General features: G+C 74.7%; 20 protein-coding genes and 1 tRNA gene. 15 read left to right on the top strand and 6 right to left on the bottom strand.

What is annotated here, in order from left to right:
• Positions 1 to 274: 274 nt before the first annotated feature.
• The 7 genes from HOY81_RS24515 to HOY81_RS24485 all read left to right on the top strand — a co-directional run bounded on the left by HOY81_RS24515 (position 275) and on the right by HOY81_RS24485 (position 8,381).
• On the top strand, positions 275 to 1,528 hold the full coding sequence (locus HOY81_RS24515; protein WP_237322877.1) for a UbiA family prenyltransferase: 1,254 nt from the start codon (positions 275 to 277) through the stop codon (positions 1,526 to 1,528).
• Positions 1,525 to 2,709 (top strand): sugar phosphate isomerase/epimerase, encoded by a 1,185-nt coding sequence (locus HOY81_RS24510; protein ID WP_237322876.1) that lies wholly within the window; start codon positions 1,525 to 1,527, stop codon positions 2,707 to 2,709. The genes HOY81_RS24515 and HOY81_RS24510 overlap by 4 nt, the downstream gene beginning before the upstream one ends.
• Entirely contained in the window at positions 2,706 to 3,593 is an 888-nt protein-coding gene (locus HOY81_RS24505) for an EboA domain-containing protein (RefSeq protein ID WP_237322875.1), read from the top strand. Before HOY81_RS24510 ends, HOY81_RS24505 begins: the two co-directional genes overlap by 4 nt.
• On the top strand, positions 3,593 to 4,483 hold the full coding sequence (locus HOY81_RS24500) for a TatD family hydrolase (RefSeq protein WP_237322874.1): 891 nt from the start codon (positions 3,593 to 3,595) through the stop codon (positions 4,481 to 4,483). The genes HOY81_RS24505 and HOY81_RS24500 overlap by 1 nt, the downstream gene beginning before the upstream one ends.
• A 1-nt stretch (position 4,484) precedes the next feature.
• The gene (gene eboE, locus HOY81_RS24495; protein ID WP_237322873.1) at positions 4,485 to 5,663 is read left to right on the top strand and encodes a metabolite traffic protein EboE; all 1,179 of its coding nucleotides are present in this window, start codon (positions 4,485 to 4,487) and stop codon (positions 5,661 to 5,663) included.
• Positions 5,660 to 7,069 carry a nucleotide pyrophosphatase/phosphodiesterase family protein gene (locus HOY81_RS24490; protein WP_237322872.1) on the top strand — a complete coding sequence of 470 codons (1,410 nt, stop codon included), beginning with the start codon at positions 5,660 to 5,662 and terminating at the stop codon, positions 7,067 to 7,069. Before eboE ends, HOY81_RS24490 begins: the two co-directional genes overlap by 4 nt.
• Positions 7,070 to 7,325: 256 nt before the next feature.
• A complete protein-coding gene (locus HOY81_RS24485) occupies positions 7,326 to 8,381 on the top strand; it encodes a sugar phosphate isomerase/epimerase (protein ID WP_237322871.1) in 1,056 nt (351 codons plus the stop codon).
• Positions 8,382 to 8,459: 78 nt separating this feature from the next.
• On the opposite strand, the gene HOY81_RS24480 is transcribed toward HOY81_RS24485, so the two are convergent.
• Positions 8,460 to 8,663, bottom strand: coding sequence for a DUF397 domain-containing protein (locus HOY81_RS24480; protein WP_237322870.1), 204 nt, complete (start codon positions 8,661 to 8,663; stop codon positions 8,460 to 8,462).
• Positions 8,660 to 9,499: a helix-turn-helix transcriptional regulator gene (locus tag HOY81_RS24475; RefSeq protein WP_237322869.1), complete on the bottom strand. Its 840-nt coding sequence runs from the start codon at positions 9,497 to 9,499 to the stop codon at positions 8,660 to 8,662. Before HOY81_RS24475 ends, HOY81_RS24480 begins: the two co-directional genes overlap by 4 nt.
• 245 nt (positions 9,500 to 9,744) lie before the next feature.
• Here HOY81_RS24475 and HOY81_RS24470 point away from each other — a divergent pair, with 245 nt between their 5' ends.
• On the top strand, positions 9,745 to 10,074 hold the full coding sequence (locus HOY81_RS24470) for a deoxyxylulose-5-phosphate synthase (RefSeq protein ID WP_237322868.1): 330 nt from the start codon (positions 9,745 to 9,747) through the stop codon (positions 10,072 to 10,074).
• Between the two features lie 129 nt (positions 10,075 to 10,203).
• On the opposite strand, the gene HOY81_RS24465 is transcribed toward HOY81_RS24470, so the two are convergent.
• Complete coding sequence (locus HOY81_RS24465; RefSeq protein WP_237322867.1) at positions 10,204 to 10,710, bottom strand: hypothetical protein; 507 nt, start codon at positions 10,708 to 10,710, stop codon at positions 10,204 to 10,206.
• 609 nt (positions 10,711 to 11,319) lie between these two features.
• Between HOY81_RS24465 and HOY81_RS24460 the strand changes: the two genes are divergently transcribed.
• The 4 genes from HOY81_RS24460 (at position 11,320) to HOY81_RS24445 (ending at position 14,640) form a co-directional block, all read left to right on the top strand.
• Positions 11,320 to 11,404: transfer RNA gene (locus HOY81_RS24460), tRNA-Leu, on the top strand.
• 403 nt (positions 11,405 to 11,807) lie between these two features.
• On the top strand, positions 11,808 to 12,278 hold the full coding sequence (locus HOY81_RS24455; protein WP_237322866.1) for a hypothetical protein: 471 nt from the start codon (positions 11,808 to 11,810) through the stop codon (positions 12,276 to 12,278).
• Between the two features lie 147 nt (positions 12,279 to 12,425).
• On the top strand, positions 12,426 to 12,851 hold the full coding sequence (locus tag HOY81_RS24450) for a PPOX class F420-dependent oxidoreductase (protein ID WP_237322865.1): 426 nt from the start codon (positions 12,426 to 12,428) through the stop codon (positions 12,849 to 12,851).
• A gap of 199 nt (positions 12,852 to 13,050) precedes the next feature.
• Entirely contained in the window at positions 13,051 to 14,640 is a 1,590-nt protein-coding gene (locus HOY81_RS24445; protein ID WP_237322864.1) for a peptide chain release factor 3, read from the top strand.
• Between the two features lie 24 nt (positions 14,641 to 14,664).
• Here HOY81_RS24445 and HOY81_RS24440 read toward each other — a convergent pair whose 3' ends face one another.
• Positions 14,665 to 15,069 (bottom strand): MerR family transcriptional regulator, encoded by a 405-nt coding sequence (locus HOY81_RS24440; RefSeq protein ID WP_237322863.1) that lies wholly within the window; start codon positions 15,067 to 15,069, stop codon positions 14,665 to 14,667.
• A gap of 372 nt (positions 15,070 to 15,441) precedes the next feature.
• Here HOY81_RS24440 and HOY81_RS24435 point away from each other — a divergent pair, with 372 nt between their 5' ends.
• Positions 15,442 to 16,962, top strand: a complete 1,521-nt coding sequence (locus HOY81_RS24435; protein WP_237322862.1) for a SulP family inorganic anion transporter — start codon at positions 15,442 to 15,444, stop codon at positions 16,960 to 16,962.
• A 119-nt stretch (positions 16,963 to 17,081) separates the two neighbouring features.
• Here HOY81_RS24435 and HOY81_RS24430 read toward each other — a convergent pair whose 3' ends face one another.
• The gene (locus tag HOY81_RS24430) at positions 17,082 to 18,335 is read right to left on the bottom strand and encodes an MFS transporter (RefSeq protein WP_237322861.1); all 1,254 of its coding nucleotides are present in this window, start codon (positions 18,333 to 18,335) and stop codon (positions 17,082 to 17,084) included.
• A complete protein-coding gene (locus tag HOY81_RS24425; protein ID WP_237322860.1) occupies positions 18,332 to 18,553 on the bottom strand; it encodes a hypothetical protein in 222 nt (73 codons plus the stop codon). The genes HOY81_RS24430 and HOY81_RS24425 overlap by 4 nt, the downstream gene beginning before the upstream one ends.
• A gap of 91 nt (positions 18,554 to 18,644) precedes the next feature.
• Between HOY81_RS24425 and HOY81_RS24420 the strand changes: the two genes are divergently transcribed.
• Together HOY81_RS24420 and HOY81_RS24415 are read left to right on the top strand one after the other, a co-directional pair.
• Positions 18,645 to 19,322 carry a metalloregulator ArsR/SmtB family transcription factor gene (locus HOY81_RS24420; RefSeq protein ID WP_237322859.1) on the top strand — a complete coding sequence of 226 codons (678 nt, stop codon included), beginning with the start codon at positions 18,645 to 18,647 and terminating at the stop codon, positions 19,320 to 19,322.
• 225 nt (positions 19,323 to 19,547) lie between these two features.
• Positions 19,548 to 21,182 carry a hypothetical protein gene (locus HOY81_RS24415; RefSeq protein WP_237322858.1) on the top strand — a complete coding sequence of 545 codons (1,635 nt, stop codon included), beginning with the start codon at positions 19,548 to 19,550 and terminating at the stop codon, positions 21,180 to 21,182.
• Positions 21,183 to 21,345 lie beyond the last annotated feature (163 nt).

Below are 21,345 nucleotides of genomic sequence, written 5' to 3'. Positions count from 1 at the left end.
CCGGCCGGCCGGCGCCGCGGTCCGGCCCGGCCGTGCCGGTCACGGCGACCCGGGCCGCGCCGCCGTCCCCGACCGTCCCGGCCCCGCCCAGGAGACGGGCGTGCCACCGGCCCGGCACCGAAGGCTGACGGGGGCCGCGAAGGCACTGCCGGCCTCGGTGCCCGCGACGCCGTCCCGTCCGGGCCCGGCAGCCGGGCCCGAGCGCGCCGCCGGGGCCCGCCCCCGCACGCCCGGCCGCATCGCGGCCTGGGCGGAACTGCTGCGCATCTCCGCCGTGTTCACCGTGCCCGGCGACGCCGTCGCCGGCGCGGCCGCCGCCGGGCACCGCCCCAACCGCGGCACCCTGCTCGCCGCCGGCGCCTCACTCTGCCTCTACGAGGCGGGCATGGCCCTCAACGACTGGGCCGACCGCGAGGAGGACGCCCGCGAGCGCCCACACCGCCCGCTTCCCTCCGGCCGTATCCGCCCCGGCGCGGCCCTGACCGCAGCCGGAGCCCTCACCGGGGCCGGGCTCGCCCTCGCCGGGGCCGCCGGCCGGCGCACCCTCGCCACCGCCGCCCTGCTCGCGGGCACCGTCTGGGCGTACGACCTGCGGCTCAAGCACACCGCCGCCGGGCCCACCGCGATGGCGGCCGCCCGCTCCCTGGACCTCCTCCTCGGCGCCACGGCCACCGCCCACCGCGCCGGCGCCTCCACGAGCGCCTCCCGCCACGCGGACGGCGGCGCGTCCCGGCCGCCCACGGCGGTCGTGCCGGAACCCGGGCGGATGCGGCCGGATCCCGGCACCCTGCGGCCCGGCGCGGCATCACCTGTCGCAGGCCGCCCCCGGGCCCGCTCCACGGGCGCGGCAGCTCGCCCGGCGAGCGGTGCCCGCACCCTCCGCACACCGCGCCACGTACCGGGTGCCCCCGGACTGCGGGGTGCCGCGTCCGCCCACCCGGTCACGGAGGTGTCCCGGCAGGCGGCCCGCGGCGGGCCCGGCGCGGTACGCGGTACCGCGCTGCCGGCCGCCGCCCTGCCGGCTGCCGCCCTGCTGGGCGCCCACACCCTGGCGGTCACCGGTGTCTCCCGGCAGGAGACCCGCGGCGGCTCCTCCGCCGCACCCCTCGGCGCGCTGGCCGCCGTCGCCGCCGTCGCCACCGCCGCCGCGGGCCGCACCCCGGGCCTCCGTACGGCCTGGGCGCCCACCGGGACACCGCGGCGCGGAGGGCCCACCGGCGTCCCGGCGCCGCCGCCGCGGACAGTGCGCTCCGCCGGAGCCCCGCCGCGCACCGCGGGCACCACCGGAGCCCGGGTCCGCACCGCCCTCGCCGCCGCCTACGCGGCCTCCGCCGCACGCCCCCTGCTGCACGCGGCGCTCAACCCCTCCCAGCAGCTCCTCCAGCGCGCCGTCGGCGGCGGCATCCGCGCCATGATCCCGTTGCAGGCCGCGCTCGCCGCCCGCGCCGGCGCCCCGCGCACCGCCGTGTCCCTCCTCGCCCTGACGCCGCTCGCCCGGCGCCTCTCCCGGAAGGTCAGCCCCACATGACCCCGCCCGCCGGAACACCCGCCCTGCGCTACGCCTACGGCACCAACGGACTCGCCGACCTCCGCCTCCCCGACGCCCTCGCGCTCCTCGCCGGACTCGGCTACGACGGGGTCGGCCTGACCCTCGACCACATGCACCTCGACCCGCTCGCGCCGGACCTCGCCCGCCGCACGGCCGAGACCGCCCGCCTGCTCGGCCGGCACGGGCTCACCGTCACCGTCGAGACCGGCGCCCGCTACGTCCTCGACCCCCGGCGCAAGCACGGCCCCACCCTGCTGGACGCCGACCCCGAGGGCCGCGCCGCGCGGCTCGGGCTGCTCCGTACGGCCGTACGGGTCGCCGCCGACCTCGGCGCGCACGCAGTGCACTGCTTCAGCGGCGTCGCGCCGCCGGACATGCCCCGCTACGCCGCCTGGCAGCACCTCACCGACGGCATCGGCGCCCTGCTGGACACCGCCGACACCGCCGGGGTCGCCGTGGCCCTGGAGCCCGAACCCGGCCACCTGGTGGGCGACCTGGCCGGCTTCCACCGGCTGCGCTCTGCGATCGGCGGCTCGCCGGGGCTCGGCCTCACCCTGGACGTCGGGCACTGCCAGTGCCTGGAGCCCGCGACGCCCGCCGCCTGCGTACGGGACGCGGCGCCGTGGTTGCGGCACGTGCAGATCGAGGACATGCGGCGCGGGGTGCACGAGCACCTGCCGTTCGGCGAGGGGGAGATCGACTTCCCCCCGGTGCTCGGGGCGCTGCGCGAGGCCGGGTACGCGGGACTGGTCACCGTGGAGCTGCCGCGGCACTCCCACGCGGGCCCGGACCAGGCCGCCGCCGCCCTCCCGTTCCTCCACGCCGCGGAACACGCCGCCGTACGCGGCACACCGCCCGCGCCGGCCGGGTCCTCCGCACACCGGGCTCCCGCCGGGCGCGCCCATCCCGCCGCTCCCGCCCGGCCCGCCGGGAGCGCGGCCCCCGTGCCGCCCGGTACCTCTCCCGGACCCGCCCCCGCGGCAGACTCCGCACCGGCCTCAGCGGCCGCACCGCAGCAGGCTGCCCCGGCGCCGCCCGCGAAGGCCGCGCCCCTCGCCGCGCCCCTCGCCGCAGGGCCCGAACGCACCGACGAGCGCCCCGGCACCGCGCCTCCCGCCGGTGCGTCCCGCTCCGGCACCCCCGCCGGAGCCCGGCCGTGACCGCCGCGGCGGGCCCCTCGGCCCCGCTGCCCGAGCCGCTCCGCGCCCTGTACGACGCCCTGCACGCAAGCCTCCCCCAGCCCGGCCGCACCTGGCTCGACCAGGCCCTCGCCGACGCGGCCACACCGGCCCCCGGCTCCCGGCACGGCTCCCTCCCCGCCTGGGAGATCCACTTCGCCACCGCCGGCCGCCACTGCCGTCCCGCCCCGGCCGCCCCGGCTCCCCGGCACGCCGGTGCCCCGGAGACGCAGGCCCCGGAGCACCCGGGAACCCCCGGAGCTCCGGGCGCCCCGGGAAACGGGCCCGCGGGACACCCGGGGAACCCCGGGCCCCCGGAACCCGGGGACGGCCCGGGAGCCGGAGAACCCCCGGAGACCCGGGAACCCCCGGAGACCCGGGAACCCCCGGAGACCCGGGAAACCCCGGCGCAGCCGGAAACCCCCGCCGACGCCGCCCGCGTCCTCCTCCTGCACGCCGCCGCGGCGGACACGCCCACCCTCACCCGCCTCTACACCCGCGGCAGCGCCGCCGAGCGGCGCGCCGTGCTGCTCGCCCTGCCCCACCTCCCGGGGCTCGGCGCCGGCGCCGTCCCCCTGGTCGAGGACGCCCTGCGCACCCACGACACCCGGCTGGTCGCGGCCGCCGCCGGCCCGTACGCCGCCCACCTCGACCCGCACGCCTGGCGCCACGCCGTGCTCAAGTGCCTCTTCACCGGCGTGCCGGTGACCGCCGTCGCCGGCCTCGCCCGGCGCGCCCGCGGCGACGCCGAACTGGCCCGCATGCTCACCGACCACGCCGCCGAACGCACCGCCGCCGGCCGCCCCGTCCCTGCCGGCCTGCACCGCGTACTGGCCCTGGCCGCCCCCGCCGTGAAGGAGTCCTGATGCGGATCTTCGACCCCCACATCCACATGACCTCCCGCACCACCGACGACTACACGGCGATGCACGCGGCGGGCGTACGGGCCGTCGTCGAGCCCTCCTTCTGGCTCGGCCAGCCCCGCACCGCGCCCGAGAGCTTCTACGACTACTTCGACTCCCTCCTCGGCTGGGAGCCCTTCCGCGCCGCCCAGCACGGCATCGCCCACCACTGCACCCTCGCCCTCAACCCCAAGGAGGCCAACGACCCCCGCTGCACCCCGGTCCTGGACGAGCTGCCCCGCTACCTCCTCAAGGACGGCGTGGTCGCCGTCGGCGAGGTCGGCTACGACTCCATGACCCCCGCCGAGGACACCGCCCTCGCCACCCAGCTCCAGCTCGCCGCCGACCACGGCCTGCCCGCCCTCGTGCACACCCCGCACCGGGACAAGGCCGCCGGCCTCGCCCGCACCCTCGACGTGCTCCGCGAGTCCGCCCTCCCCCCGGAGCGCGCCCTGCTCGACCACCTCAACGAGACCACCGTCGACGCCGCCCTGGACAGCGGCTGCTGGCTCGGCTTCTCCGTCTACCCCGACACCAAGATGGACGAGGACCGGATGGTCCGCATCCTCCTCGACCACCGCCGCGACGCCCTGCACCGCACCCTGGTCAACTCCGCCGCCGACTGGGGCCGCAGCGACCCGCTGAAGACCCGCCGCGTCGGCGACGCCATGCTCGCCGCCGGCTTCTCCGCCGACGACGTCGACCGCGTGCTCTGGCGCAACCCCGTCGCCTTCTACGGGCTCAGCGGCCGCCTCGACCTCAGCGCCGTGGACGCCTCCGGCGCGGACGCCGCCGCACCCCCCGACCCGGCCGCCACCCACGAGGGCAACTCCATCCTCCGCGGAGGCGCCTGAGATGCGCTTCCGCCACCCCGACGGCAGCACCGTCCACCTCGCCTACTGCACCAACGTGCACGCCGCCGAGGACCTGGACGGCGTACTGCGCCAGCTCCGCGACCACGCCGAACCCGTACGCCGCCGCCTGCACCGCGACCGCCTCGGGCTCGGCCTCTGGCTCGCCCGGGACGCCGCCCGAGCCCTCACCGCCGACCCCGCCGCGCTGCGCCGGCTCCGCGCCGAGCTGGACGCCCGCGGCCTGGAGGTCGTCACCCTCAACGGCTTCCCCTACCAGGGCTTCGGCGCGGAACGCGTCAAGTACCGCGTCTACCGCCCCGACTGGACCGAACCCGCCCGCCTCGACCACACCGCCGACCTGGCCCGGCTGCTCACCGGGCTACTCCCGGACGACACCGGCCAGGGCACCGTCTCCACCCTCCCGCTCGGCTGGCGCACCGGCTTCGACGCCGCCTCCCGCCGTACGGCCCTCACCGCCCTCACCGCCCTCGCCCACCGCCTCGACGCGCTGGAGGAGACGACCGGGCGCAGCGTCCGCGTCGGCCTGGAACCCGAGCCCGGCTGCACCGTCGAGACCACCGCCGACGCCGTGGCCGCCCTCACCGGCGACGACGCCCCGCCCCCGCACCGCATCGGCGTCTGCCTCGACACATGCCACCTCGCCACCGCCTTCGAGGACCCCGGCCACGCGGTGCACGAACTCACCGCCGCCGGCCTCCCCGTCGTCAAGGCCCAGCTCTCGGCCGCCCTGCACGCCGAGGACCCCTCCCTCCCCGCCGTGCGGGACGCCCTCGCCGGCTTCGCCGAACCCCGCTTCCTGCACCAGACCCGCACCCGTACGGACACCGGCCTGCTCGCCACCGACGACCTCGACCAGGCCCTCGCCCCTGGCGCCCTGCCCACCACCGCGCCCTGGCGCTCCCACTTCCACGTACCGCTGCACGCCCCACTGGCACCCCCGCTCACCGCCACCACCGACGTGCTGCGCGCCGCCCTCGCCCGGCTGGTCGGCGGCCCCGAGCCGCTCACCCGGCACCTGGAGGTCGAGACCTACACCTGGCAGGCGCTCCCGCCCGGCCTGCGCCCCCGCACCCGCGGGCAGCTCGCCGACGGCATCGCCGCCGAACTCGCCGTCGCCCGCGACCTGCTGACCGACCTCGGCCTCAAGGAGCTGCCATGACCGGGCCCGCCGCCACCACCCCGCAGCCCCGTCCGCTGCTGGTCCTCGACGTCGTCGGCCTCACGCCGCGGCTCCTCGCCCGGATGCCCCGGCTCGGCAGCCTCGCCGGCTCCGGCTCGCACGCCCCGCTGGAGACCGTGCTGCCCGCCGTCACCTGCGCCGCCCAGTCCACCTTCCTCACCGGCGAAACACCCTCCGGGCACGGCATCGTCGGCAACGGCTGGTACTTCCGCGAACTCGGCGAGGTGCTGCTCTGGCGCCAGCACAACGCCCTCGTCGGCGGCGAGAAGCTCTGGGACGCCGCCCGCGCCGTCCACCCCGGCTACACCGTGGCCAACGTCTGCTGGTGGTACGCCATGGGTGCCGACACGGACTGGACCGTCACCCCGCGTCCCGTCTACTACTCCGACGGCCGCAAGGAACCCGACTGCTACACCCGGCCGCCCGCCCTGCACGACGAACTCACCGGCACCCTCGGCATTTTCCCCCTCTTCCACTTCTGGGGCCCCGGCGCCGACCTGGTCTCCTCCCGCTGGATCATCGACGCCACCCGCCACCTGCTGCGCACCCGCCGCCCCGACCTCGCCCTGTGCTACGTCCCCCACCTCGACTACGACCTCCAGCGGTACGGCCCCGAGGACCCCCGCGCCCACGCCGCCGCCCGCGAACTGGACGACGCCCTCGCGCCCCTGCTCGACCAGGCCGCCGCCGAGGGCCGCACCGTGGTCGCCCTCTCCGAGTACGGCATCACGCCCGTCTCCCGGCCCGTCGACATCAACCGCGCGCTGCGCCGCGCCGGGCTCCTGGAGGTACACCACCAGGCCGGCATGGAGTACCTCGACCCCACCACCTCCCGCGCCTTCGCCGTCGCCGACCACCAGCTCGCCCACGTCTACGTCCGGCACACCGCGGACCTGGACGCCGTCCGCGAGGCACTGACCGGGCTCCCCGGCCTCGCCGAACTCCTCGACGACGACGGCAAGAAGGCGCACGGCCTGGACCACCCGCGCGCCGGGGAACTGGTGGCCGTCGCCGAGCCGGACTCCTGGTTCACCTACTACTACTGGCTCGACGACGACCGGGCCCCCGACTTCGCCCGCCAGGTCGAGATCCACCGCAAGCCCGGCTACGACCCCGCCGAGCTCTTCCTCGACCCGCTCGACCCGTACGTCCGGCTGCGCGCCGCCACCGCGCTCGCCCGCAAGAAGGCCGGGCTGCGCTACCGCATGGCCGTCGTCCCCCTCGACCCCGCACCGGTGCGCGGCAGCCACGGACGCCTCCCGGCGAACGAGGCCGAGGGGCCCGTACTGCTCTGCTCCCGGCCCGGGGCGCTCCCCGACCGCCCGGTCGCCGCCACCGAGGTCAAGGGGCTGCTGCTGGACCTCGCCTTCGGCCCGGGGTCCTGACGGCCCCCGGCGCCGGGGCGCCGCGGACGCCGGCCGCGACGTCGCTGGCCGCCCGGCACGCCGACCCGGCGCCCGAGCGTCCCGGCCGGCCGGCGCTGCCCGGCACAGCAGCCCGGGCGGGCCCGGGCCCACCGGCGCCGGCACCCGGAGCCCGCAGCAGGCGCCCGCCGGCGGACGAGACCCCGCCACCCCGCACGGCCCTTACAACAACGCTCCCGCACGTCAACGACCCGTCCGTACGACAGGAGACCTCCCCGTGCGACACCACACCGACTCCGACCCCGCCCTCGCCCACACCCTCCGCCGCCGCGGCCTCCTCGGCGTCGCCGCCGGCGCGGCGGCCGGCGCCCTGCTCGGCGCCTCCACCGCACCCGCGGCCGCCCACGGCCGGGGCCGCCCGGTGCTGCCGCCCGGCCGCCTCGGCATCCAGCTCTACACGATCCGCGACCAGGTGCAGTCCCTCGGCTTCGCCCGCGTCTTCGAGGAACTGGCCCGCCACCACTACGACGAGGTCGAGTTCGCCGGCTACACCCAGGGCACCGGCGACCTCTCCCTGCGCACGCTCCGCCGCCTGCTCCACGACAACGGTCTGCGCGGCATCGGCAGCCACGTCGCCTACCACGCCGACGGCAGCGGCGACCCGGACGCCTACAGCTTCGCCACCAACCTGGAGAAGGTCCTCGACGACGCCCAGGAACTGGGACTGCCCACCGTCGGCACGCCCTGGGGGCCGAACCGCTACGGCAACACCGTCGACGCCTGGAAGCGCGCCGCCGAGGACTTCAACACCTACGGCGCCGCCGCCCGCGCCCGCGGCCTGAAGTTCTACCAGCACAACCACTCGGACGAGTTCGGCTTCGCCGAGGACCGGCCCGACGTCCGCCTCTACGACGTGCTGCTGGCCGAGACCGACCCGGAGCTGGTCTACCTGGAGATGGACATCTACTGGGCGTACGTCGGCCAGTACCGGTTCAGCACCCGCCCCGACGGCGCCCCGGCGCCCTTCGACCCGCTCGACTACGTGCTCGACGCCCCGCACCGCTTCCCGCTGTTCCACGTCAAGGACGGCGAGCACGACGAGGACGCCTGGGGCGGCTACCGCATGACCGACGTCGGCGACGGTGACATCGACTACCGCCACTTCCTCGACCGGGTCGGCCGCCTCCCGGGGCACCGCCGCCGGCACCACTGGATCGTCGAGCGCGACGACGCCCCCGACCCGGAGGCCAACCCCGCCGGGTCCTTCTCCACCGCCCGCCGCTCCAGCCGCCACCTCCGCTCCCTCCGCGCCCGCGGCGGCCACTGCGACTGAGTACGGGCTGGCTGGGCGACCGGGCTCACCCGGGCGGCGTCAGCCCGCCGGCCGCGAGCCGGTCGCCCAGCCCGTTCGTCAGCTCCGCACGTGCACGGCGAACGCCTCCCAGCTCGCCTTGGCCACCCGGAGACCCCGCCGGGCGGGGTCCTTCGAGTCCCGTACGTGCACGCTCTCCGGGGCTATGGCCACCTCCACGCAGTCACCGCCTCCGGAGCCGCTGTGACTGCTCTTGAACCACCGCAGCCGGCTCGTGTGGTCGGTCCCGTGCTGTGTCCTCATGCCTCTCCCGCCAGACGGTCGATGAGCTTTGCCGACTCCTCAGGGGTCAGCGCCTGCGCTCGGAGCTTCCCATACCTGAGGCCGAACGCGGTCACATCGGAACCGTCTGTCACGACGCACCCGACCTCCTGCGACTCGACATACCCGATGCGCTCCTGCTCCGACGTCTCCAGCAGCACGAACGGCCCGTCGAGACCGGTGTGAAACCCACGCCCGGCAGGCATCACCTGGATCTCCACGTTGCGCTGCCGCCCCACCGCAAGCAGGCGCTGCAACTGGGTGCGCAGCACCTCACTCCCGCCGACGGGATTCGTCAGTGCCGACTCCCCGATCACGAAGCACAGCTCCACCAGGGGCGTTCTGTCCAGCAACCGCTGCCTGGCGAGCCGGGCCTCGACGTGCCGTTCCACGGTCTCGTCGCTCAGCGGTGGGCAGTGGCCCGCGAACAACACGCGGGCGTAGTCCTCGGTCTGCAACAGCCCGGGCACCAGCAGCGGGTCGTAGGAGAACCGGCTCACCGCCTCCGACTCCAGCAGCGCGAAATCGCGGAAGAACGCCGGGAGCTTGGCACGGTCCACGTCCTCCTGGAGCACCCGCAGCGCTCCGCCCGCACCCACGGCCTCCTCGGCGGCCTCGGTGAACGCCGCCTTCGCCGGGCGCCGCCCCTGCTCCACCGAGCCCACCTGCTCCAGCGAGTACCCGATCGCGTCGCCGAGCTGCTGCTGCGTCATCCCGGCGCGGTCACGGAAGAGCCGCAGCAGCTTGCCGTATGCACACCACGCCGTCGGCCGGTCGTCGTCCTGCCCGCTCCTCCGCCCCGGGCGGCCGTTCCCCATGCTCACCACACCCCTGTCCGATCCGTACGTCTCCCGCTGCTTCCGCGGAGGGCCCGGCCCGGTCGAGCCCGCACCTCCGCCATGACGGTTCAACTGCGTGGCTGCCGCGCCCGGCACGCCCCGTGCCCGTACAGGAGCCGTACAACCACGTACTCCCCGCAGCGCGCTCCGGCCGGGCTACGCTCGCCCGGGGCCCTTCGGGAAAATCAGTCGAGCTGCGCCCGGGGCCCGCCTACGCTCGCGGCATGGGCCATGGGAAGACCTCTTACGTCTGCTTGCCTTGCCGGGCCTCGTACAAGCAGCCCTACGGCCGGAACGGGCAACGGATTTGTCCCCGCTGTTCGGAGGCGATGATTCACGTGGGGTCGGCGTTCGCCGCGCCGCCGCGCCGGGACCGGCAGGCGTGGCGGGTCCTCACCGTTCTGCTCAACGCCGGGGTCCGCTTCCACAAGAGCTGCTGTTGGGGGCCCGGCTACCGTCCGCGCACCCTGCGCGAGGTCCGCGAGCGGATGACGTACGCCCGGCGCAGCGGCGAACCCTTCGCACGAGCGCTCGTCCGCTGCGAGGTGCCATGACGAGGACGTCCCTTCGCGACACACGGCACGGCCGGGCGGCCCCCGTGGGCCCGCCCGGCCGCGCTGCGTTCTGTCCCGTCCTGTGTGCGGCGGCGCTCCGCCCTTACTTGTGCGCCGCCCGGCCTCGCGTCAGCCGCGGATGCGGTAGCTGTAGCCCCAGCCGTTGGGGTTGCACTGGTTGAGGCGACGGTCGCTCTGGTCGTAGGTGAAGCCCGGGGGGACGGTGCAGGCCCAGAGGCCGTCCCGGGGCACCTTCAGGTAGTAGCTGTAGCCCCAGCCGTTGGCGTTGCAGACGTTGAGCCGCCGGTCGGCCTGGCTGTAGGTGTAGCCGGAGGGGACCGTGCAGGCCCACAGGCTGTCGGCCGGGTCGACGACGTAGTAGCTGTAGCCCCAGCCGTTGGGGTTGCACTGGTTCAGGCGCCGGTCGACCTGGCTGTAGGTCTTCCCGGCCGGGACCGTGCAGGCCCAGAAGCCGGCGGCCGCCTGCCGGCCCTGCGCGGCGGCCTTCTGGCTGGTGCCGGGGGCGGACGAGCCCGGGTCGGCGACCGCGGGCGCCGCGGCCAGCGTGGACAGCGCGAGCCCCGCCGCTCCGACGAGGGCGGCGAAGGCGGTGCTTAACCCAGATCTTCTCTTCATGGTGGCGCGTTCCTCCTGACGATGAAGTCCCAGGTGGGCGCGGGCCGCGGGGCGGCACGGGAGGTGGCCGCCCCGTGTGCGGCCCGGTCCGCGGTGCGGACGACGTGATGCTGGCACCCGGGATCACGGCGCGGCAATCGCCACCGGCTCCCGCGGCAGAGAACCGGTCATATGCCCCTGACCACATCCCGGCCCCGGCCGCGTGGTCATCCGTCCCTGTGCCGCGAGGCTCGCCGTCCACCGGCCAGCCGGCGTCACGATGCGGCCACCCCACGCGCCCCGGTGCCACGTCTCTGAGCCTGTGCGGTGCGCCGGAAGTCGGCGGGTTCCACTCTTGGACTCCGAGGCCCTGTTGACCGCGCGCCCGGTTCCGCCTGCGCTCTGCGGTCACGGGCCCGGCGCGCTCGGGGCGGGTCCGTCGGCCGCCGGTGCCGAGCGCCGCGTGCTCTGCTGCACCGGGCTCTCACCTGCGCGATCAGCAGGGTGCCGCCCGCTGGCGGCACCCCCTGTCACGGCTCGCTCACAAGCGGTTTACGCAGGTGAGGACCACCCCGGAGACTTGGTATGGTGTTCCCCGTCGCCGCGGCCCAGGGTCGTGCGGCAACCCTTGTCCGGGTGGCGGAATGGCAGACGCGCTAGCTTGAGGTGCTAGTGCCCTTTATCGGGCGTGGGGGTTCAAGTCCCCCCTCGGACACCGACAAGGTAGTGACGGAACGCGGGTCGGGAGTGATCTCGGCCCGCGCTTTGCGCTCTCTGGGGGGTGGGTCATGCGCGAGCGAAATCCCGGTGGAGACAGTTCTTCGGCTGCTCGTAGGCGCGTCTTCCGCCGTGAGGATGATCTCGGTAATGCGTCCCGGGGTGAACGGAGAGGCGAAAGCTGGGTCCCTCTCGGGGTCGACATCCTGTTCGCCGTCGGAGGTGCCGTTGCCGCTCTCGACCGCCTGGACACTTGGACCGTGGTCTTTCCCAGCGTCATAGCGGTAACGGGAGCGTGTCGACTGATTCTTCGCGCCAGAGGAGAGTTGCGGCCCTGAGAGGTGCCCTCGGGTCAAGGGGTTGCAGAGTCCGCCGCGAGATGGTGATGGGGGGTCAGTGAGGTGACGTGGCGCCCTGGCCTGATCGAGCGGATCGTCTGCGCACCGGTCAGTTTGTTCTTGCTGGTCCTCGCATCGGCCATGTTGCCTGCACCGGTTTCAGGCGGCCCAGGTTTTGGCGAGATCGTGGCGCTCCTCTTTCTACTGGGGCTCGGTGGCGGTCTACTGCTTCATGCGATGGGCTCGTCCGTCACCCTGACCGCCGAAGAGGTACGCATCCGAAACCTGGGCTTCGCGCGCTCCGTTCTGGTGGATGAGATCACGGATGTTGACCCTGGATATTCCGGAATCACGATCACCACCTCGGACGGGAAAGAAGTCCTGGCGTTGGCTGTCCAGAAAGTCAACATCGCTGAGTGGCTTGGGCTGTATACACGCGCGGATGCCGTGGCGGACTCGATACGTCGCGCGGCCGGTTTGCCGATGCGTCGCAGTACGCGAGGAACCGGGTTGCACCGCAAGCGAGATGCATGAAGCCGGTCGGTGACGAAGAGGGGCTGCGTGAGGCCGTGGCCTCCGGACACGCGGGGTACGGCACCCGCACGGCGCCGTACGGCCGGGGGAGAATGTCGTGGCGCACGGTCGGCACCGACCTCATCGCTCCCCGTCGAAAGGCAGCCCATGCAGAAGATGACCGTGGAAGAGTGGCGGGCCTTCGTCTCGCAGGGGACCCGCACCGGCAAGCTGTCGACCGTCCGTGCCGACGGGAGTCCGCATGTGACGCCCGTCTGGTTCCTGCTCGACGGGGACACCGTGGTGTTCAACACCGGCGCGTCCGGGGTCAAGGGGCGCAACCTGGCCCGGGACGGGCGGTTCGCCCTCTGCGTGGACGAGGAGCAGCCGCCGTACGCCTTCGTCCTCCTCCAGGGGCGCGCCGGACTCTCGGACGCACCGGAGGAGATGCGGCGCTGGGCGGGGCGTATCGCGGCCCGCTACATGGGGGAGGCGCGGGCCGAGGAGTACGCCGCCCGCAACAGTGTGCCGGGGGAACTCCTCGTCCGGGCGCACATCGAGAAGGTGATCGCGTTCTCCGGCGTGGCCGACTGAACGCCGGCTGGGCCCCGGGGCGCCTTCCGCACGGCGGGCGGCGAGCACGCGGTCGGCAGCCGTTCCGGAACCGGCCATGCCGGGCCCGTGAGCACCCCTGTCGGGCCCGGCACCCGTCGCCGCGAATCCTACCCTCACGAAAGGTTAGGGTTGCTCCCGGTACGGAGGCGAGCACGAGCACGGGTGAGGAGTCGGCAGGGTGAGCGAGGCGGTGGTTGAGGCCGGGCGGCGGCGGACGTTCGCGGTGATCTCGCATCCGGATGCGGGGAAGTCGACGCTGACCGAGGCGCTGGCGCTGCACGCTCAGGCGCTGACGTCGGCGGGGGCGGTGCACGGCAAGGGCGGGCGCCGCGGGGTGGCGTCGGACTGGATGGAGCTGGAGCGGGCCCGGGGGATCTCGGTGACCTCGGCGGTGCTGCAGTTCGCACACTGCGGCCGGGTGCTGAACCTGCTGGACACTCCCGGGCACGCGGACTTCTCCGAGGACACCTACCGGGTGCTGGCGGCCGTGGACTGCGCGGTGATGCTGATCGACGCGGCGAAGGGGCTGGAGGAGCAGACCCGGAAGCTGTTCGACGTCTGCCGGCACCGCGGCATCCCGGTGATCACCTTCGTCAACAAGTGGGACCGGCCCGGCCGGGAGGCGCTGGAGTTGCTGGACGAGATCGAGCGGGAGTTCCGCCTCCGCCCGACGCCGGTGACCTGGCCGGTCGGTATCGCCGGGCACTTCCGGGGGCTGGTGGACACCCGGGAGCCGGAGCGGATGCTGCGCTACACCCGGGCTCCGGGCGGCGCACGGGAGGCCGTGGAGGAGCAGCTCACCGCCGGGGAGGCGGCCGCGGAGGCGGACGCGGACTGGGCCACGGCGACGGAGGAGCTGGCGCTGCTGCGGGAGACCGGTGCGGTGCACGACCGGGAGGACTTCCTGGCGGGGAAGTCCACGCCGGTCTTCTTCGGCGCGGCCGTCTCCAACATCGGCGTACGGCTGCTGCTGGACGCCGTGGTGGACATGGCGCCGCCGCCCGGTCCGCGGGAGCTGGAGGGCGGGGGTGAGCGCCCGGTGGACGCGCCCTTCTCCGGCCTGGTCTTCAAGGTGCAGGCGAACATGGACCGGGCGCACCGGGACCGGATCGCCTTCGTCCGGGTCTGCTCGGGCGTCTTCGAGCGCGGCATGACGGTCACCCGGGCGGCGAGCGGCAAGCCCTTCGCCACCAAGTACGCGCACAGCGTCTTCGGGCAGGACCGCTCGGCGGTGGAGACGGCCTATCCGGGGGACGTGGTGGGGTTGGTCAACGCCACCGCGCTGCGCGTCGGCGACACCCTGCACACCGGTCCGCGGGCGGTCTTCCCGCCGATGCCGACCTTCGCGCCCGAGCACTTCCAGGTCGTACGCCCGGTGGATGTGGGGCGCTCCAAGCAGTTCCGGCGCGGTGTCGCCCAGCTCGACGAGGAGGGCGTGGTCCAGGTGCTGGTCTCCGACGCGCGCGGGGAGCAGGCGCCGGTGCTCGCCGCGGTGGGGCCGATGCAGTTCGACGTGGTGCGGCACCGGATGGAGTTCGAGTTCTCCGCGCCCGTGCGGCTGGAGTCGCTGCCGTACACGGCGGCGCGCGCGACGGACCAGGCCGGGGCGGAGGGGCTCAGCCGGTCCCGGCTGGTGCACGGCGAGGGCATGCGCCGGGTACGGGACGGCACCTGGCTGGCCCTCTTCCCGAGCCGCTGGCATCTGTCCAACTTCCAGCGGGAGTTCCCCCGCTCCCCGCTCGACCCGCTCATCGCCGCCCACGACTAGGGCCCGGACAGGACGGCCGGACGGCTACGCCTGGTCGTCCAGCCGGCGGCGCAGGGTGGCGGCGAAGTCCTCGGCGGCCAGGAGCTGGGCGCGGAGGGTTTCGCAGCGGGCGTCAGCGATCTTGCGGTAGGAGTCGAGGCGTTCCCGCAGCCGGTCCCGCTCCTCGGCGGTGAGGGTGCCGGGGGCGGTGCCGGAGAGCCGGTCGGTGATCTCCAGCAGGTCGCGCATCTCGTCCAGGGAGAAGCCGAGTGGTTTCATGCGCCGTACCACCATCAGGCGGTCGACGTCGGATGCGGTGTAGAGGCGGAAACCGCCCTTGCTGCGGGCGGACGGGATGACCAGGTCCACCTCTTCGTAGTGCCGGATGGTGCGCAGCGACAGACCGGTCCGTTCGGCCACCTCGCCGATCTGCATCCGCCGCTCCGTCATCGCTGTGGGTTTCCCTTCAGGTGTCCGGCACGTTTCACATCGGTAAGCCCGAGGCCGGAAAGTGAGATCAATCACAGGTCGGTGATGCTTGATCGCCTGTGTTCGCAGCTCAGGTGGTCACACTCACCCCTCACGTCAGGGTAGTGTTGTCACCGGCGGCGACACCGCCTTCCCCGTCTCGCGGCCCCGTCCGGGCCCGGTGGCGTCCCCGGACTTCCGGGCAATGATGCCCGATCGGCGGCCCCCCGCGGACCGCCGGCCTCCCGGCCCCGCGCCGTCACCGCAGACGCGCCGGGCGCCCCCGAGCGCTCCCCTGGAGCCCTGCACGATGCGCGCGCAGCCGTTCCTGTGCGCCCGAACAGAAACGGATGCATGTCCGCAGCACGCACAGCAGCCTCCCGGTTGCGCCTGCCCGGCGCCGGCCGCCCCTCCCGTCCCGACTTCCTGGCCTCGCCCAAGGTCTTCCGTACCGAGGTGCTGGCCGGGCTCGTCGTCGCGCTGGCGCTGATCCCGGAGGCGATCTCCTTCTCGATCATCGCCGGGGTCGACCCCAGCGTCGGCCTCTTCGCCTCCTTCACCATGGCCGTGGTGATCTCGGTCGTCGGCGGCCGCAAGGCGATGATCTCCGCCGCCACCGGAGCGATCGCCCTGGTGATCGCTCCGCTCCACCACGAACACGGCCTCGGCCACCTGGTCGCGGCCGTCATCCTCGGCGGGCTGATCCAGGTGGCCCTGGGCGCCCTCGGCGTGGCGAAGCTGATGCGTTTTGTCCCGCGCAGCGTGATGGTCGGCTTCGTCAACGCACTCGCCATCCTGATCTTCCTCGCCCAGGTGCCGGAACTGCGCGACGTGCCGTGGGCCGTCTACCCCCTGGTCGCCGGCGGACTGGCGCTGATGGTCCTCTTCCCGCGGCTGACCAGGGCCGTACCCGCGCCGCTGGTCTCCATCCTCGCCCTCACCCTGATCACCGTGGGTGCGGGCATCGCCGTGCCCACCGTCGGCGACAAGGGCGCCCTGCCCTCCTCCCTGCCCGCTCCGGGGCTCCCGGAGGTGCCCTTCACCCTGGAGACGCTCACCACCGTCGCCCCGTACGCGCTCGCGCTCGCGCTGGTGGGGCTGATGGAGTCGCTGATGACGGCCAAACTCGTGGACGACATCACCGACACCCACTCCGGCAAGACCCGGGAGTCCGTCGGCCAGGGCATCGCCAACATCGTCACCGGCCTCTTCGGCGGCATGGGCGGCTGCGCCATGATCGGCCAGACGATGATCAACGTGAAGACCTCCGGCGCCCGCACCCGGCTGTCCACCTTCCTGGCCGGCGTCTTCCTCCTCGTCCTCGTCGTGGTGGCCGGGCCCGTGGTCTCCGACATCCCCATGGCCGCGCTGGTCGCCGTGATGATCCTGGTCTCCTTCGCCACCTTCGACTGGCACTCCGTGCAGCCCCGAACCCTGCGCCGGATGCCCCTGAGCGAAACCCTCGTCATGGCCGTGACCGTCACCGTCGTCGTGGTCACCCACAACCTCGCGATCGGCGTGATCGTCGGCGTTCTGGCCGCCATGGTCGCCTTCGCCCGGCGGGTGGCGCACCTGGTCAACGTCTCCAGCGTCACCGACCCCGACGGCACCCAGGTCATCTACGCGGTCACCGGAGAACTCTTCTTCGCCTCCTCCAACGACCTCGTCTACCAGTTCGACTACGCCGGCGACCCCGACGACGTCGTCATCGACCTCTCCGAGGCCCACATCTGGGACGCCTCCTCCGTCGCCGCCCTCGACGCCGTCGAGACCAAATACGCCTCCCGCGGCAAGAAGGTCACCATCACCGGCCTCAACGACCCCAGCGCCCGCATGCACGACCGCCTCGCCGGCGAGCTCGTCAACGACCACTGACCGGCCGGGGCCGGGGACCCGTTCCAGGCCGGGGCACCGGCCGGCCCTCCCGGCGCCGCCCGCCGCACACGCTGCGGAACACCGGGCGGCGGCCGTGCCGCGCGGTACCGCGGTCGGCATCAGGCGCGTGCGGGGTCGGTGATCCAGCGGGCGGCGAGCAGGCCGGAGACCGCGGTGAGCACGGCGGCGGCGACGACGGTGGCGTTGAGCCCGAGGGCGTCGGCGAGAACGCCGGCCACCAGGGCACCGACGGCATAGCCGAGGTCCCGCCAGAAGCGGTAGGTGCCCAGCGCGCCGGCGCGCCGGCTCGGGTGCGTGTGGTCGGAGACCGAGGCGAGGAGGGCGGGGTAGACCATCGCCGTGCCGAGGCCCAGGGCGACGGCGGAGAGGACGCCCGCGAGCAGGGGACGGGCCAGCAGGGCGAGGGCGAGGACGAGCCCGGCCGCCTGGACGAGCATGCCGTGGACGATGAGCGGCTTGCGGCCGAAGCGGTCGGCGAGGTGCCCGGTGGGGATCTGCCCGAGGCCCCACAGGACGGGATAGAGGCCCTTGATCAGGCCGACCGCGGTGAGCCCCAGGCCGTGCTCGGTGAACAGCAGGGGGAAGACGCCCCAGGTGAGGCCGTCGTTGAGGTTGTTGACCAGCCCCGCCTGGCTGGCTCCCCGCAGGGAGCGGTTGTGCCAGGAGGTCCGGGTGAACGTCGCGGCCGCGCCCTCACCGGTGGGCGGCGGCTCGGCGTGCCGGCTGAGTTCGAGGGCGACATGGGCGGCGGTGTCGCGTACGACCAGGGACAGGGCGAGCCCGGCGGCGACGAAGACCACGCCGACGAGTTCGGGAGCCGGGCGCAGGCCGTAGGCGGCGGCGAGGTAGCCGGTGAGCAGGGCGGTGACGCCGACCGCGGTGTAGCCGGCGGCCTCGTTCAGGCCGGTGGCCAGCCCGCGGCGGGCCGGCCCGACAAGGTCGATCTTCATGTTGACCGTCATCGACCAGGTGAGGCCCTGATTGAGGCCCAGCAGCACGTTCGCCCCGACGATCCAGCCCCAGGAAGGCGCCCACGCGAGCACGAACGGGACCGGGACGCCGAGCAGCCATCCGGCCACGAGGATCTGCTTCCGGCGGAAGCGGGCGGTCAGCGCGCCGGCCGCGAGGTTGGTGCAGGCCTTGGTCAGACCGAAGGCGATGATGAAGGAGAAGACGGCCAGGTCGCTGGTCAGCCCGAAGACGTCCGTGCCGATGAGGGGCACGGTGGTGCGTTCCAGGCCGACGAGGCCGCCGACGCAGACGTTGACGACGACGAGCAGGCTGAACTGCAGCCGGTTCTCCCGCAGCCCGAGCCGGACGGGCCCGGCCGCACGACCGCTCGCCCCGCTCACGCGGCCTCGCCTTCGGCGAGGTGCAGGCCGTGTGCGGACGCGTACGCCGCGGGGCTGCCGGTCGGCACGGCGCGTCGCGCGGCGGCGGCATGCAGGGCGCGCAGGTCACGGGAGGCGTCCACGGCGAGGGCGCGGCCGTCGCTCAGGCCCACGAGGTAGGCGCTGTTCCCCAGCCCTTCGTCGACCAGCGGAATCAGAGGGTCGTCGGCAAAACCCACGGCGGTCCTCCCAGGGCCGGGTACGAGAGGGGCCTGGTGGCCCCTGTCCTCACCTTTCTCTACGATATTCCATGGATATATGGAGGATGCCATGGCGGAGACCACCAGCCCGGGCGCGAAGGCGCGGCTCTACGACGCCTTCGCGCTCGGCGGCAAAGCGCTGGCCAGCGGGAAGCGCCTGGAACTGCTCGACCTGCTCGCTCAGGGCGAGCGCAGCGTCGACGCGCTGGCCAGAGCGTCCGGGCTGAACCTGACCACCGCCTCGGCGCACCTGCAGACGCTCAAGCAGGCCGGCTTTGTCGTGACCCGCCGCGAAGGAGTGCGCATCCACTACCGGCTGGCCGGTGACGACGTCGCCCGGCTCTTCGCGCTGCTACGCAAGGTCACGGAGAACCACCAGGCGGCCGTCCCCGCCGCCCGCGACGCCTACCTCGGCGACGACGGCGCGGCGGAGATCACCCGCGAGGAGCTGTACGCCCGCGTCGAAGCGGGCGAGTCGGTGGTGCTGGACGTGCGGCCGGTGGAGGAGTACCGGGCCGGGCACGTCCCCGGCGCCGTCTCCATCCCGGTCGGGGAGCTCGCCGACCGGATCGGCGAACTGCCCCGCGACGCCGAGGTCGTCGTGTACTGCCGGGGCGAGTACTGCGTGCTCGCCTACGACGCGGTGCGTCTGCTGACCGACCGCGGGCGGCGCGCGATCCGTCTCGACGACGGCATGCTCGAGTGGCGCCTCGCCGACCTGCCCGTCGACACCGGCGGCCTGGCCTGAACCGCGCCCGTCTCCGCCGGCCCCGGGCCGGCCGAAACCGCGGGCGCCCGGCCCTGCGCGCCGACACCCGTCGCCACCGGGCGACCGGGCCGGCAGCCGCACCGGACCCCAGAGTCCCGGTGCACCGGACAGCACGCCGGGAAATCGCTCGCGCCGCAGGGGGGTTGCGGGGATCATCGGGCGGGGCCGCGCGACCGCCGGCCCGCCGACCCCGAAGGGAGCACCGTGGCCGGGAGTTCCGGACAGCGGCTGCTGCGGCGCCTCCGCGCCCGCCTCGACGTGCTCGGTGTGGTGGACCACCTGCCGGAGGACCGCCTGCCGTCCCCGCCGACCGTGCGGCAACTCCGCGAGGCGACGGCCGCCGTGGAGGCCGGCGGTGGTGAGGAGGAGGTCTGGACGCTCGCCGGGCTGCTGCTGGCCGTGGACCGCGACGGCGACCCGGAGCCGGTCGCCGAGGCCGGACGGGTCCTGCTGAGGGCGAGCCCCCGGCTGTGGCGCGGGCTCGATGTGGCGATCCGGGACCTGTGGTGGCGCGCTCCGCGCTGGTCGGTACGGGCGAGGACGCGCGTGACGCGGGAGGACCCCGGCATCCTGGGGCTGACGGTCGCCGCCTGCCATCCGGACGGCCGCCTGCGTGAGGCCGCCGTCGCACGGCTGGCCGGACGCGACGACACCGGGGCGCTGCCCGTGCTGGCGCTGCGGGCCGCGGACTGGGTGCCGCAGGTCCGGGACCGTGCCCGCCCGGCACTCGCGCACCGCCTCACCGGGCTCTCCGGCCCGGAGTTCGTCGTCACCGCGGGGGTCGCCCTGGCCCTGCGGGAACGGCGCGAGGGACGCTGGCTGGCCGACCGTGTCGCGGCCGTCCTGCGGGAGGGCCCGGCCGCGCTGCTGACCGCGGCCCTCGCCAGCCCGGACCGGCGCGTCCGCCGCACCGCACACCTGACCGCGCTCGCCGCCGGCCGGCTCGGCTGCGGGCAACTGCTGCACACCGCCGGACACGACGACGACCTGCCGACCCGGGTCCGCTGCGCCGAAGCCGCGGTACGGACCGCGGTCGCCGCCGGGACCGCCGACCGCGTCCGCCCCCTGCTGTCCAGCGGGACGGCTGCGGTCCGCGCGGAGGCGGTCCGCGTGCTGGCCAGGAGCGGCGACGTCGCCCCGGCCACCGGGGCGCTCGCCGACCGCAGCCCGCTCGTGCGGGCGGTCGCCCAGGCCGTGGTGCGCCGCTCCGGCGCCGACCCGGTGGAGCACTACCGGCGTCTCGCCCGTACGGCGTGCCCCGAGCCGGGCGCACTGGCCGGGCTCGGGGAGACCGGCACCGCCTGCGACGCCGGTCTCGTCCGCCCCTGGCTCGGCCACCCGCGGCCCCGCGGGCGGGCCGAGGCCGTGCGTGCCCTGCGCCGGCTGGGCGCGGCCGACCCGGATGCCCTCTCCGGGATGCTCACCGACCCGTCCGGCGCGGTCACCCGGCAGGTCACCGTCGCGCTGCGCCCCTGGGCGTCCCGCCTCGACCCGGAACGCCTCCGGGACCTCCTCGGCGCGGGCAACCCGCCGGGCGACTCGCCGGGAACACCGCAGCACATCCGTACGGCCGCCTACCGGCTGCTGGATGCACGGGACACCTGGACCCGGCTGCTCACCGACCTCGAACTCGTCGCCGACCCCTCACCCGTGCTGCGCCACCGCGCCCGCGACGACCTCGCGAACTGGCTCGCCCGGGAGGCCGCCACCACGTACGGGGTGCCACGGGGCGGCACGGCCGACGCGCTGCGGGCGCGGCTCCGCGCCGCCGAGGGCGTGCTCGACCCGCACCAGGTCCGCCTTCTGCGCTTCCACTGCGGGCTCGGGCACACGTCGTGAGCAGGCTCGTGTGACGTGTGCCCGGGTGGCCGGCCCCTGTGTGGGGCCGGCCGCTGCGCCGGAACAGCCCCCCGCGCCGGAGCTTCTCACTGCCGGAATACGCCCAGATTCTGGAATTCGCTGGTGCCGTTGAAGGTGTTGATGCCGAGGTGGCCGGTGGTGT

Source organism: Streptomyces sp. JJ36, assembly GCF_021696945.1.
GTDB lineage: Bacteria > Actinomycetota > Actinomycetes > Streptomycetales > Streptomycetaceae > Streptomyces.
This window is presented reverse-complemented; position numbering and strand designations above follow the sequence as displayed.